This is a genomic window from Paenibacillus rhizovicinus, from assembly GCF_010365285.1.
Taxonomy (GTDB): Bacteria; Bacillota; Bacilli; order Paenibacillales; family Paenibacillaceae; genus Paenibacillus_Z; species Paenibacillus_Z rhizovicinus.
Genome location: NZ_CP048286.1, coordinates 3,105,869 through 3,118,953, shown reverse-complemented (window position 1 = coordinate 3,118,953; position 13,085 = coordinate 3,105,869). Strand labels below are relative to the sequence as shown.

9 protein-coding genes are annotated in these 13,085 nt (G+C 58.5%); 6 read left to right on the top strand and 3 right to left on the bottom strand.

Annotated features, from left to right (window positions below; genetic code table 11):
* Window positions 1-13: 13 nt before the first annotated feature.
* The gene (locus GZH47_RS13930) at window positions 14-466 is read right to left on the bottom strand and encodes a DUF4395 domain-containing protein (protein WP_162640633.1); all 453 of its coding nucleotides are present in this window, start codon (window positions 464-466) and stop codon (window positions 14-16) included.
* A gap of 255 nt (window positions 467-721) precedes the next feature.
* Here GZH47_RS13930 and GZH47_RS13925 point away from each other — a divergent pair, with 255 nt between their 5' ends.
* A complete protein-coding gene (locus tag GZH47_RS13925) occupies window positions 722-1,576 on the top strand; it encodes a patatin-like phospholipase family protein (RefSeq protein ID WP_162640632.1) in 855 nt (284 codons plus the stop codon).
* 141 nt (window positions 1,577-1,717) lie between these two features.
* Here GZH47_RS13925 and GZH47_RS13920 read toward each other — a convergent pair whose 3' ends face one another.
* Window positions 1,718-2,578, bottom strand: coding sequence for a chemotaxis protein (locus GZH47_RS13920; RefSeq protein WP_162640631.1), 861 nt, complete (start codon window positions 2,576-2,578; stop codon window positions 1,718-1,720).
* 475 nt (window positions 2,579-3,053) lie between these two features.
* A complete protein-coding gene (locus tag GZH47_RS13915) occupies window positions 3,054-4,667 on the bottom strand; it encodes an alpha-amylase family protein (protein ID WP_162640630.1) in 1,614 nt (537 codons plus the stop codon).
* A 138-nt stretch (window positions 4,668-4,805) separates the two neighbouring features.
* Here GZH47_RS13915 and GZH47_RS13910 point away from each other — a divergent pair, with 138 nt between their 5' ends.
* The 5 genes from GZH47_RS13910 to GZH47_RS13890 all read left to right on the top strand — a co-directional run bounded on the left by GZH47_RS13910 (window position 4,806) and on the right by GZH47_RS13890 (window position 13,038).
* Complete coding sequence (locus GZH47_RS13910; RefSeq protein ID WP_162640629.1) at window positions 4,806-5,696, top strand: helix-turn-helix transcriptional regulator; 891 nt, start codon at window positions 4,806-4,808, stop codon at window positions 5,694-5,696.
* Window positions 5,697-5,858: 162 nt separating this feature from the next.
* Window positions 5,859-9,494 carry an Npt1/Npt2 family nucleotide transporter gene (locus tag GZH47_RS13905; RefSeq protein ID WP_162640628.1) on the top strand — a complete coding sequence of 1,212 codons (3,636 nt, stop codon included), beginning with the start codon at window positions 5,859-5,861 and terminating at the stop codon, window positions 9,492-9,494.
* Between the two features lie 44 nt (window positions 9,495-9,538).
* Window positions 9,539-10,384 carry a sugar phosphate isomerase/epimerase family protein gene (locus GZH47_RS13900; RefSeq protein WP_162640627.1) on the top strand — a complete coding sequence of 282 codons (846 nt, stop codon included), beginning with the start codon at window positions 9,539-9,541 and terminating at the stop codon, window positions 10,382-10,384.
* 171 nt (window positions 10,385-10,555) lie between these two features.
* Window positions 10,556-11,290, top strand: coding sequence for an HAD family hydrolase (locus tag GZH47_RS13895; protein ID WP_162640626.1), 735 nt, complete (start codon window positions 10,556-10,558; stop codon window positions 11,288-11,290).
* A gap of 305 nt (window positions 11,291-11,595) precedes the next feature.
* Entirely contained in the window at window positions 11,596-13,038 is a 1,443-nt protein-coding gene (locus tag GZH47_RS13890; protein WP_225446485.1) for a polysaccharide deacetylase family protein, read from the top strand.
* Window positions 13,039-13,085 lie beyond the last annotated feature (47 nt).

The following is a 13,085-nucleotide window of genomic DNA, read 5'->3' as shown; positions in this document are numbered from 1 at the left end:
TCGTGCGTCAATTCTAATTTCTTCTTAATCCGCGGCGCGCATGGAACTGCTTCCATTGAAAGTACATGAAGCAGCCGAGGCAGAAGCCGCTGAGCGCGAGCACGACGGCAGCCGTCAGCATGCCGAGACTGATATACGCGAGCACCTGGGCGCCAAGAGCGGACGCAATCAGCGCAACGGCCAGGAACAAGATGGCCAGCAGGCTGTTGAATCGAAGCAGCTCGCGGCTTTCCGTCCTGGTGCTGGACGGCAGGAGGGGAGAGAGCGCGCGGATGAATACGTTATATCGGATGCCGTACGTTCGGCTGATCAGCTGTACGAGGAGCGGAAGGGCGAGACTCCAGAACTGTTGGGTAATCACCGTTGCGACGATGCTTAGGAAAATGCCTAATTGGTTGCCCCGCACGCGGTGAAGCGGAACCTCGTCGATGCATGCATAAGAATCAAGCGTAATGGATCGTGCCATGAGCGATGCCTCCGTCCCGATTGAAGTATGTTTCTATTATACATTAAATCCGAGTATTCGGGTGGGTATTTATTTCATGGACATCGAGGCGTCGTTTACGAACGAAATAGCCGATCCGATCAATCGCTGCCGAGATACGCATGCCACTCCGTATTCCGCGATCTTCCAGATGAATTGACTCGCCTAATTTGCATAGGTAAAATAACTAATAGCTAACATGTCGGGATTGACGGGTAAAGGGGCAGGAGCAAAGCGATGGAATCGATCGGATTGGTGTTGGAAGGCGGGGGAATGCGAGCCGTCTACACGGCAGGTGTGTTGGAGTATTTTCTGGAACAAGGCGTGTATTTCCCCTATATGATCGGCGTATCGGCGGGCGCTTGCGTGGCGACGAGCTATCTTGCTCGCCAGAAGGGGCGGAATAAGATCGTCAACGTCGATATGATCACGGATAAACGGTACATTTCGTGGAGCAATTATTTTCGGAAGGGTCAAATGTTCGGCATGGATTTTATATTCGATGAAATCCCGAACAAGCTGGTGCCGTTCGACTTCAAGGCTTTTGCGGCCAGCCGCGAGGAATTCGTTGCGGCGACGACGGACGTGGTGACCGGCGAGACGATCTTCTATCGCAAAAGCGATCCGGACTTCGATGTGCTCACGGTGCTCCGGGCGTCCAGCTCGCTACCTTTCATCGCGCCGATCGTGAATTACGACGGCAGGCAGCTGCTCGACGGCGGCATCTCGGACCCTATTCCGCTCCAGCAGGCGGAGAAAGACGGCTTCGCGCGCAACGTCGTCGTCTTGACGCGGGACGTCGGATACAGGAAATCGCCGAATCGCTTTGCCTGGTTCGTACGGCGCATCTACGCCAAATTTCCCGCATTCGTCAAAATCATGCTCCGCCGGCATCAGGTCTACAATGATCAAGCTGCCTACATCCGCAAGCAGGAAGAACGCGGGAACGCCTTCGTGATCCGTCCTCAGCAGCCGCTGGAAGTCGGACGGATGGAGAAGAACTCCGCGAAGCTCGACGCCTTGTATCTGCAGGGCTACGAGGATGCGAAACGGCTGATGCCATCGCTGAAGGCTTGGTCGGAGAAGCATTAGCGAGCGCAAAACAAGACAATGCTCGGCAAACACAAGGACGCATGCGCGAGGGACGCAACCTAGCCGCCCCTGCAATCGCATCGCAATAAACGATCGACGGCGATTCCTAATCAGTCAACTGATGCGGATCGCCGTTTCTGTTTAGTCTGGAAGCCCGCCGGGAATGGTTCGGCTCATGCGGTCCAGCGATTGTGCAATACGCCGGATAAGCGGACGCGAGCGGAAATAGCCGCCATGCGAGACGGGCGTCCAGCCGAGCGGCCCGGGACAGCGAACTTCGATGTCCGCGGTAACGGCAGCGGCGTAGTCCGCATTTAGCCCTTGGAGCGGATAGGCGATGACGTCGTCGCGGTCGTAGAAGTTAATCCATTCCCCGATGCCGAGCGGTTTGAGCGCGGGAGCAGGCACGGAGATAGGCGTTCCGAAATGCTCGAAGCGCATGTTCCACAACGCGATGGGGCTGCCCAGCGTGTAGAAATGGGTGAGCGTTTCGCCTCCGACCAGCTTGGAGCGGCTCGAGCGGATGAACTCGGCGGCTTTCGGCCGCATTCTTCGATACTGCAGATCGTAGAAGTAGTTGCTGGATATAATGGTGCCGAGGCTATGCGCGATAATGCATAGCGGCGCGTCATCGCCTGCCCGGTTGGCCAGCCGCTGCAGCTGCTGGGCGTAACGCGCATGAATATCATCGTAAATGTAATCGCGCGGACACGGGTCGTTGTCCTTCGGGATGGCCTGGTACGCGATGGCGTCTCCGATATAGTTGACGATGAAGGATCGCAGCTTCAGCGTTTCGTTCCAGCGAAGCCTGTCTGCGTTCGTTCGCTGCCAAAGCTTCTTCTCCAGCGAATCCGTAATGTCGCCCCAATAGATGCCTTCGACGATTAGCCTGACCCTTGGATTCAACGCCGCCATGGCCTCCTGCAGCTTCGCCGTCAATTCCGAATGGAAATCATCGTGCTGCTGGCCGATGCCGTGCACGATGCCTACTGCAATCCGCATGCTGCCGCCTCCCCGCCTCTTGCTGCCTCCAGCTGTTACTTTATAGGTATTCCGGCGGAAGACGGCATTAGAAGCCGTAGGGCTTTTACAGGAAAAACATAGAAAAAGGCCGAATGGTAGCGGCTTTGGGCTCCATAGGACTTCAGAACTTTCGACCTCCTACCGATATTGCATAGTAGTGAATATTAATGCATGAGGTGGATAAATTGCTGTTCTTCATGAAATGTTTCTTTGCCGCGCTGACTGTCGTGGGCGGATTCTCATTCCTGATGATTTATATTTACAAATCGTTGAAGCACGGCGTATAAGCCCGATCGGGCCCTAATAAGACGGCAAAAGCGCGTATCCGAAGGTCGGATGCGCGCTTTGTTCTGAATATGCCGGTTATTGCATAGCGTGACTTCGGCGCCGGAGTGAAGCGGCTGCATAGCCTAAGCGCCTCATCGCCGCGTACGCAGTATATGCAGAGCGGCGGTTACAGCCACCAGCCGTTGTCCTTCTCCTCCAGCAGCTCGGCGTTCACGTCGTTCCATTCGAACGAGGTTTCTTCGCCGTTCATCAGCCAGCGGCTCGGACAGGTGTTGTCCAGCCAATCGAGCGGTTCGGCGACCGGCATCGGCTCGGCAGCCAGCTCGAACGCGCGGCGGATGGCCCGTTCCTGCTCCTTCGTCACGATGGATGGATCGGCCGAGACGAAGAGCGGCGTGCCGCTGCCTGCCAGCAGGTTCAGCCACTGTTCGTTCAGCGCCCAAGGCACGTCCGCCGTCAGTCCGAGGCAGTCCGCGTCGTGGCTGTAGAAAGTGCCGTGCTGCGGCATCCGGAACGCCAGCGTGTTCACGCCCATGTACCGCGTGCGCTCCCACCACTTGCCGCTCGTGTCGTCGCCGGTCCGCTGGATCTCGAACAGGCCCGCCGACAAATGGCTGAACGTGTTGCAGCCGATGACGGCCGCTTGTCCCGACGCTTCCGCGATCGTGCGGTAGAGCGCCAGCGTGATTTCCGCCGTCGTGCGGGAACGGTCGCGGAACGATTGCCGGAGGGCATGGGGCCGGGATTTCATCGTGAAGCCCCACTGGCCGAGCAGGTCGAACGTCGTGAAATCATGCTTCAGCAGGTCGATTCCCCATCCGGCCATCAGCTCCACCGATTCCCGGACATGCTGCAGTACGTCCGGCAAGCTCGGATCGAGCACTTGCCCGCCGCTTGCGGCATAACGAACCCACTCGGCCGGCACGTCTTCCGCCGTTAGCAGCGGCCGGCACCAGATGCCGGGTTTCACGCCGGTTTCTTTCATCTCGCCGATCAGGCGCTCCATGTCCGGGAACTTGGCATTGCCGACCCACGGTCCGCCGTTGCAGGCGCCGCCGCCGCTGACCAGCTGCCAGCCGTCGTCGATGACCATGTACGGCCGGTTCTCCTTGTTCGACGACAGCGAGGACATAAACCGCGAATCCGCCAAAATCTCCGCATGCGAGCTGTTGCCATAGGCGTAGTACCAGTTGTTGCCGCCGTAAACCGGCTGCTTCGGCATGACGGGATTCTCGCACATCATGCGGCAGAAGCGCTGCGCCGCTTGGAACGGCGAATCGCTCTCTTGGCCCGCATCATGCAGCAGCTCTGCGACGAGCAGCTTGCGCGCGCCAAGCAGGACGCCTTGGCTGCCGCTCGTGACATCCGCGGTGAACGTCACGCCGTCGGCGTCGAGCTGCCAATAGCAGAACGCATTCGGGCCTGTTTTGACCCCGAAACCTGCCGTGCGGCTGCCGTCGTAGCGGAGAAAATACCACGGCAATACGCGCTCGGGCACGATGCCCCGCCATTCGAGATCGCCGTAGCCGCGCTCCCAATGATCGCCGAGGATGAGCGGACGTCCCTGCTGCTTCATTTTCCAGCGCAGCTTGATGAGGCGGACGGCGTCGTTCGGCGCCTCCAGCTCCAGCGCGCAGCCTTGTCCGGAAATCGCGGATAGCGAGACCGACAGACCCTGCGCCGTCCAGTTGCCCGAAGTGCCTTCCGTTAATTGGTGCCAGCCTGCCTCCGTCCGAATCATGATGCCTGCCGGTTCGCCCAAGTGAAACGTAGCTTCCATTCCTCTTCCTCCTCTATAATAGAACAATGAATAAAGTATAGACGCGGGCAGGCGGGCAATGAATAACTAACCGGGCCTTGCACGGCATAAATAGTTAACCAACTGAGACATCATGGAACGAAGGAAGCGTGCGAGGCGATGGAGAGGACGACAGGCATAACCGAACCGATGCGGCACTTCCCGAATCGGAAATCCGAAGCGTATTTCTACGGGGCGCAGCTGGGAAGCGTGCCGGAAGGATGGGCGTGCCGGCGGCATCTGCACCATATGATGTTCGAGCTGAATCTCGTGCTGGAGGGCACGCAGCTGGCCGAGGTCGGCGGTACCGTATACAGGCAGGGCAAGGACCATCTGATCCTGGTGCCGCCGATGATGCTGCATTCGTATAAAGCGGAAGGGGCGTTCGCGTTCTTCGTCATGCATGTGCAGGTCGACGATCCCGTCTTCCTGAACAAGCTGAATCGGGCGAAGCTGCTGCTGATGCCGCCGGAACACGAGCTGAACCGGCTGCTGCTTCCGGAGGTGCGGCGCATCATGCAGCTCGTTCAGGAAGAGGCAGCGTCCAAGACGAAGCTCTTCCGCAGTCTCTATACGATCATGGACCTGCTGGAATCTTCGATTACGTCACAGGAGGAAAGCAGTTCAGGCGCCGATGTGCTGCCGATTCGCATCGCCAAGGAGATCGAATCGCTCGTCGCCGACCGCCATGCAGAGGAAGCCATCGCGGCCGGCTGGATGGAAGCGCTGGCGGAACGGCTCGGCTTCAGCCGGCGTCACTGCTACCGCGTCTTCCGGGATGCGTACAGCTTATCGCCGCGCGAGTACCTGGCGGTGCTGCGGCAGCAGGAAGCGATGCATCTGCTTATGGGCGGCGAGCTCGCCGTCGAGGAAGTTGCCCGGCGCATCGGCTACGATAACGTGCAGAGCTTCATCCGCCAGTTCGTCAAATGGACGGGCACGACGCCGGGCGCGTTCCGCAGGCAGCGCGCGGGCGAGACGGTGTATTTGACGCCTCTGGAGCTGGAATGAGCGGAAGCGAACCGAACAAGCAGATGCGCCGCCTGCGTGATCCCGCGTTGGTTCCCTAGGACATAAGTCGCATATTTTTTTGCCGCGGCGGAAGGAAAAACGCTCCAGCATGGGGAATAGTTAAACCCATTCACATAAGATCGAACGGAGCGCTGTCGTACTATGAAACGTTTATCGGGCAAAAGTCTGGGGGCCGCCTTAGGGCGTCTGTCGGCGGATGGGGGCGAGTACCGCAAGGTCGCTCTCCTGTTCGTCTATTTGTTGTTTGTCGTATCGGCCTCGACGGTGGGGAGGACGGCCGCGGATGCGCTGTTCCTGTCCCGGTTCGATTCGGCGGCTTTATCCAAAATGTATCTCCCGCAAGCCGCGTCGCTCATTCTGACCGGCCTGCTCTTCCAGCGATACGGCCCGCGCGTGCGAATCGACAGGCTGATCAAAGGACTCATTCCGGCGGTAACGGCGCTGGTTATCCTGACGCGGATCGGTGCGGGACTCGGGCATAATTGGATGTTCCCCATTATCTATGTGGCCTACGACGTGTTCAACTTCCTGATGATCGTCTGCTTCTGGCAGTTCGCATCCTCGGTCCTCGACCAGCGGAAGGTCAAGCGCACGATCGGGCTCGTCGGCAGCGGCGGCATCACGGGGAGCATCATAAGCGGCTTCGGACTGAAGCTCGTCGTCCCGCTCGTCGGTACGGCGAATCTGATCTTCTTCTATGCCGGGCTGCAGCTGCTGGCTGCCGGCGCGGTGCACCTCCTCGTGCGGATGAGCGGCGATCCCGCGGAGACGTTCGCGCTGACGGACAAGAAGCCGCAGGCGTCCACAGGCTCGAAGTCCAAGCGGCGGCAGGCTGGGGAGGCGCGGAAGGAAGGTCTCTTCGCTTCCGTGCCGCATCTGAAATACGTGGCCATCATGTCGGCTGCGCTCATTCTGGCGCTGACGTTCATCGATTATCAATTCAAGGTCATTCTTCGGGGCGAATTGCAAAACGATGCGCTCGCCGGGTTCATGGGCAGCTTCTACGGCTGGGCCGGCTTGCTTGCCCTGTTCGTGCAGGTGTTCGTCGCAGGGAGGCTGCTGACCCGCTTCGGAGTCATGACGGCCATTCTGGTTTTCCCCATCGTGCTGTTCGCGGGGGGCCTTGGCGTGCTGCTCCTGCCGATGCTGGCCACCGCCGTCATCGTGAAGGGCAGCGACAAGGTCGTCGGCGACACGATCAATTCGTCCGTGAATCAGCTCATCATGTTCCCGATTCCGCCGAAATGGCGCAACCGGGCGAAAAGCTTCCTCGACGGCATCGTTCGCAACGGGGCCAAGGGGCTGGCTGCGATCAGCCTGATCGCGTTGTCTCCGCTCCTCTCGGCGCGGCAGTTCAGTTTCATCATTCTGGCGCTGCTCGTCGTCTGCATTGCCGCGGCGATCAAGGTCAAAGGCGCGTATCTGACGACGCTGCTGTCCACGCTGCGGACGGACGGCGCGAAGCTGGACGGGTCCGAGCTTGACTTCATGGACCCCGCGAGCCGCGGTTTGCTGGAGGCTGCCCTGCAAAGTCCGGACAAGCAGCAAGTGCTCTACGCGCTGCGGATTCTCCGCGGCCTGGAAGGCTTCGACCTGTCGCCGCATCTGCCGCGCCTGCTCCGGCATCACGCGCGCGAAGTGGTCGTGAAGACGCTGCAGCATGTAGAACGCGCCAAGCCGGAAGGCATGGAGCCGGAGCTGTCCGCGCTCGTGCGCGCCTCCCATGGCGAGACGAGATCGCAGGCGCTGCTGGCGCTGACGGCGTATGCGCGGGAAGAGTATTTGGATGAAATCACCGGCTACCTGGACGAAACGGATCTGGAACTGAAGTCCGGCGCCATTGCGGGGCTGATCAAATACTACGGCATAGAAGGCATGTTCCGCGCGGTCGGCGCCCTGAAGCCGCTGCTCGAGAGCACGGACGAGGAGGAACGAAGCGCGGTGGCGGCATTGTTCGGCCGCATCGGCATCAAGGAATTCTACAAGCCGCTCATTCCGCTGCTGCAGGACGTTTCGCCGCAGGTTAAGCGTCTGGCGCTGCGGTCGGCCGGCGCGCTCCAAGTTCCCGAGCTTGTGCCGTATCTCGTATCGCAGCTGCAGCATGGCGACACGCGCAAGGACGCGATCGACGCGCTGGCCGCTTTCGACGAGAAAGTGATCGTGCCGCTGCTGGAGCCGTATTTCGGCGGGGATCATCCGACGATGCATTTGCCGAAGGTGTTCGAACGTCTCGCGACGCCGGCTGCCTTCGACATGCTGCTGACGCGCTATCCGCTCTCGGGCTTCGAGCTGCGGAACAGGATGCTGGAGGCGCTCGTTCGCATGCGGCGCGGCAGCGGACCTGCGACCGAGAAGCAGGCGGCTGTCATCGAACGTCTCGCGGCCGCCGAGATCGAACTGTATTGGCAGCTGTCGGAGCACATGAAGGGACTCGGCGCGATAGAAGCCTACCTCGATGCGGCGGATGTAGCCGAACAGGTGCAGGAACGCGCGGTTTGGCGTATTTTCCAATTGCTCGCGCTCGTCTATGAACCGGCGACGATGCAAGCCGTCTATGCGAATTGGACGGAAGGCGATGCGCGCCAGCAGGCGAACGCGATGGAGGTTATCGACCAGCTGACGCATGGCACGATTCGGATGGAGCTGGCGCGAATTATGTCGTCGCCCGGTACGGCAACGATCGCCGTACGCACGCAGGAACAGCTGTCGGAACAGTTGGCCTGGCTGTCGGGGCAGGACGACCCGTGGCTGCGTCAAGTGATCGCGTATGCGGTGAATCCGAACGCATCGGACGCGCTGAAGGATCATATGGCGCGCATTCGGATGCTGCGCGGCTTCTCGCTCTTCCAAGGGTTGACCAGCCGGGAGCTGTCGGCTTTGGCGGTGAAGCTGTCGACGGTCGACAAGGCGCGCGGCGAAACGCTGTTCCGAGCGGAAGATGCCGGCAATTCGCTCTATCTGATCCGCAGCGGGCGGGTCGGCGTCTATCGGCGCGGCGAGAAGGTCGCGGAACGGGGCGTCGGCGAATCGCTCGGACAATCCGGCGTGCTCATTCGCCGCGTGCGCTCGGCGGATGCGGTCGCGGAGACGGACAGCGCGTTATGGCGGCTGGACGCCGCCGATTTCTACGAGGTCATGTTCGACCGCTCGGCGATCGCGATCGAGATGATGAAGCTGCTCTCGCGCAGGCTGCGCACGGCGCTGGCCGGGCAGCAGAAGGCAGCCGCCGGAAGACCGGGAACGCCGTCGGGCGCTCTGGCTGCGGCGCAAGCAGACGCGTCGGCTGCGGCGCTAGAGATTGCGGCAGCCGCACAAGAGGCTGCCGCGGCTTCGGCGCTTGAAGGCGGCGAAGGGGCGGATGGGGCGGATTCGCTGCTGCGGCGCGTGCTCATTTTGCAGAAGATCGACCTGTTCGCGCATTTGACCCAAGCCGATATCGTGCGTTTGGCGCAAATGGTCGACGAAGTGGAGTATGTCCCGGGCGAAGCTATCTGCCGGGTCGGCGATTACGGCGACATGCTGTACGGTATTATCGAAGGCACCGTCCACGTTCACCGCGGCGGCGAGACGATTGCCCATTTAAGCGAAGGCGACTGCTTCGGCGAGATGGCGATCATCGACAGCGGACCTCGCTCGGCGGATTGCACGGCGACGGAGCCGACCGTGCTGCTCCAGCTGCACAGGGACCAGGTCTTCTCGCTGTGCTTCCAGAACATGGACGTGCTGCGCAGCATGCTGCAAGTGATGGGAGACCGGTTGAAAGGCATGATCGGGTAAGATCAGCCGGGGCGAGTACGTTATAAGAGAGGATGATCAGCAGCATGTTCAAATACAGCTATAATGCGCTCGTTTATTACGGAGAGGCGCTGCAGGCAAGCGTAGAGCGGCTCGCGCGCTTCGGCTACGACGCGGTCGAGCTCGTCGGCGAGCCGGGCGAATACGATTTCGGCCAGGTCAGGGCATTGACCGCGGATTACGGGCTGGAGGTTTCGTCGATCTGCTCGATCTTCAACGCGGAGCGGGACTTGGGCCATCCCGATGCGGGCGTACGGGCGCGAGCCGTGGCGTACGTGAGGGAAGTCGCCGAGATGGCGGCCGAGATCGGCGCGCCGACGATCATCGCGGCGCCTGTCGCGAATATGCGGATCCGGGAACTCGGCAGCCGCGAGGACGAGTGGAACTGGGCCGTGGAAGGCATTCGTTCCGCCGGCGAATATGCGGCTTCGCTCGGCGTTAATCTGTGCATCGAGGCGTGGAACCGGTTCGAGTCGTACATGCTGAACCGGCTGGACCAGGCCGAGGCAATGCGCCGGGAGGTCGGCTTGCCGAACGTCGGCATCATGGGCGATACGTTTCATATGAACATCGACGAAACCGACATTGCGGAGGCGATCCGGGAGAACGGAGACGCGCTTCTCCATATCCATTTGGCGGACAGCAACCGGGCTGCCCCCGGCGAGGGGCATACGGACTTTGAACCGATCATTCGCACTTTACGGGACATCGGTTACAAAGGCTACCTGACTTTCGAGCTGCTGCCCGCGGCTGCGGATCCGTTCGGCGTCATGAAGCGCGGCGGCGGACAAGCGTTCTTCGATGCGTACACGGAGCAGGCGATCGCGCATATCAAACGGATCGAGGAGAAGCTGGCGGCGGAGGCGCGTTAGCAAGTTGAGGGAGGTCACCGGTATATGCTGGCGGCCTCCTTTTATTTTCGGCATCGGCATGCGGGGCCCGGGCGGTCGAACGTTGTTGAAGCCGCCGCGATGGCGTATAGTGGATCAAGTAGATCCATCATGCACGACGATAACGAACGAATGCGCAGGAGAACCGACACAATGGAACAAGCAGATACGCCCAAGGCGATCTTTTTTGACGTGGACGACACGCTGTACGATCATCTGATTCCTTTCCGCAAGGCCGTAGAGCAGGTGGCGGGACCCCTTCATTCGCTGGAAGACTTCCCATTCGCGGCCGCCTATCATCGCTTGCGCTATCACAGCGACATGCTGTCGCTTGAGCTGGGCGGCGCGGGGGCCATGGAGGCAGGCGCCGCGACGGAAAATATGCGGCTGCGCCGATTCCGGCTGACGCTGGCGGAATTCGGCATCGCGCTCACCGAAGCGCAGGCGGAAGCGATGCAGGCGGCCTATATCGGCTGCCAGTACGATATTACGATGTTCGAAGGTGCAAGGGAATTGATCGCGAAGCTCGCAAGCGAAGGCTGGATCGTCGGCCTCATCACGAACGGCGCGCCGGCGCATCAGCAGCGCAAGATCGAAGCGATGCGGCTGGACGATCTCATCCCCCGGGAGCGGCAGTTGATTTCGGGAGCGCTCGGGTGGGACAAGCCGGATCCGCGGGTTTTCCGGCATGCGAACGAGCTGACGGGGACAACGCCGGCAAACAGCGTCTACGTCGGCGATTCGTGGCGCAACGATGTTGTCGGCGCGGCCGAAGCCGGCTGGCGCGTCATTTGGTTCAACCATCGCGGCGCGGAACGCGAAACCGGCCACGAGCCGGCGCATGAAGTTTCCAGTTACGCAGAGCTTGCGAAGCTCTTGATTGGCTAGCGTAATAACGGGTATATAGAATAGGAGAAGACACAGCAACTTGTATAAAGCGGCGGGTGTCTTTTTTTGTGCTCGTTCGAATTATCGTCCGGATTTACAGAATCAATATGAAGATTTGTCTCCTGTGCACCGTCAGAATGGATTGTGTAAAACTAGTAAAAAAAGTAAAAAGTATTGTACAAAGTCAATAGTGTTCATTATAATAGAGTCAAAATGAAACTAGTTCTTTATTACTATTAAAATATGAATAAATTAGCAAAAACGATTGGATTTGTCGAATTTTGTGGAGGAAAAGGAGAATTTCATTGAACCGCTTACTAATCATTTCGTTGCTTCTTCTATCTGCTGCGTTATTTACAGGTTGCAGTGTTTTTGGGGGGCAAAGCGCCGATAAAACCGCGCTCAGCATGCCAAACACCCAATCGGATATCGTGAAATACGCCGGCCCAGAGAGCAAAGCCGTATCAATGGTGTACACAACAAAGAGAGAGCTGGCATTAACCTTCAATGGGATGGCCGATAAAGGAACGATGGAGCGGCTGCTTGACCAGCTCGATACGTATGGAATCAAGGCTACGTTCTTCCTGCCCGGCATGCGGGTTGCGGAAGAACCGGACATTGCCAAGGAGATTTTGGCTAGAGGACATGAAATCGAGAATAACACGTTAAACCGTCTCGACATGAGTAAGATGTCTTATGAACAGGTGAATAAAGAGATAGATCTGAGCAATGACGTTATACGAAAAAAGACAGGGGTTTCACCGAACTATGTGCGAACGGTGTCAGGAGGCTATACGGATGACGTTCGTTTAGCGGCCGCTCAGCTGGACATGCAGGCCGTCGTCGGAGACAGTCTGTTCCTCTATAACTGGCAGAATGAAACTGAGCTTGAGAAACGGAATTACATCCGTAAATATATTAACCGCGGCGGTATTATTGCGCTGGATACGCAAGAAAACAGGACCATTGAAGAGTCCGTGAAGCTCATTGCGGAAGGTGCGAAAAACGTCGGGTACCAGCTTATCAGGCTGGATAAGCTCATGCAAGACGGGGGCGAGCGCAAGCCGTTGGAGCAAATTCCAGGCTATGACGCAGCGAAGATCAATATGAACGATGCAAATGCGACTTACAACGTAATGTATAAGAAGGAGGGCGACTTGAAGAAAGAAGTCGTGCTGTCCTTTGATGATTGGGGCACGGATTATACGATTACGAAGATATTGGATCTGTTGGCTGCGTATAAGGTCAAAGCTTCCTTCTTCCTTCGTGCTGATGGTGTGGAGAAGAATCCGAACCTGGCTCGGGCGATTATAGAGGGCGGGCATGATGTAGGCAATCATACATATTCGCATCCCGTTATTACATCTATTACACCGGAGCAGCTTCAGCAAGAAATCGTTAAGGCGCACCGGATCATTACGGAAGCGATTCAACAGCAGCCGACTATGATATTCAGGCCGCCAACCGGAGTGGTAAGTGTATCAACACTGAAAGTCGTAGGCGCGACAGGATATCGTAATATCGCAAATTTTGACGTTGACCCCACTGATTTCAATAAATCACGGACGAGTGCGCAAATTGTGCAGACGATTAAAGATGAGACCGGAAACGGCAGTGTCGTGCTCCTGCATCTCTTGGATGATATCCAAACCATTCAAGCCCTCCCTTCAATTATTAATACACTGCGCGGAGAAGGTTATACGTTTGTGCGGATGTCGGAGCTGATGGGACTCAATATAGGCCAATAGGAAGCCTCATAAGCTGATTGATTTAAACGCTGACTCGGGGGAGCTGG

Excerpts from the sequence above, each read along its gene's own strand:
- GZH47_RS13915 (WP_162640630.1), bottom strand. The coding sequence starts at position 4,667 with ATGGAAGCTACGTTTCACTTGGGCGAACCGGCAGGCATCATGATTCGG.
- GZH47_RS13925 (WP_162640632.1), top strand. The coding sequence starts at position 722 with ATGGAATCGATCGGATTGGTGTTGGAAGGCGGGGGAATGCGAGCCGTC.
- GZH47_RS13900 (WP_162640627.1), top strand. The coding sequence starts at position 9,539 with ATGTTCAAATACAGCTATAATGCGCTCGTTTATTACGGAGAGGCGCTG.
- GZH47_RS13920 (WP_162640631.1), bottom strand. The coding sequence starts at position 2,578 with ATGCGGATTGCAGTAGGCATCGTGCACGGCATCGGCCAGCAGCACGAT.
- GZH47_RS13895 (WP_162640626.1), top strand. The coding sequence starts at position 10,556 with ATGGAACAAGCAGATACGCCCAAGGCGATCTTTTTTGACGTGGACGAC.
- GZH47_RS13905 (WP_162640628.1), top strand. The coding sequence starts at position 5,859 with ATGAAACGTTTATCGGGCAAAAGTCTGGGGGCCGCCTTAGGGCGTCTG.
- GZH47_RS13910 (WP_162640629.1), top strand. The coding sequence starts at position 4,806 with ATGGAGAGGACGACAGGCATAACCGAACCGATGCGGCACTTCCCGAAT.
- GZH47_RS13930 (WP_162640633.1), bottom strand. The coding sequence starts at position 466 with ATGGCACGATCCATTACGCTTGATTCTTATGCATGCATCGACGAGGTT.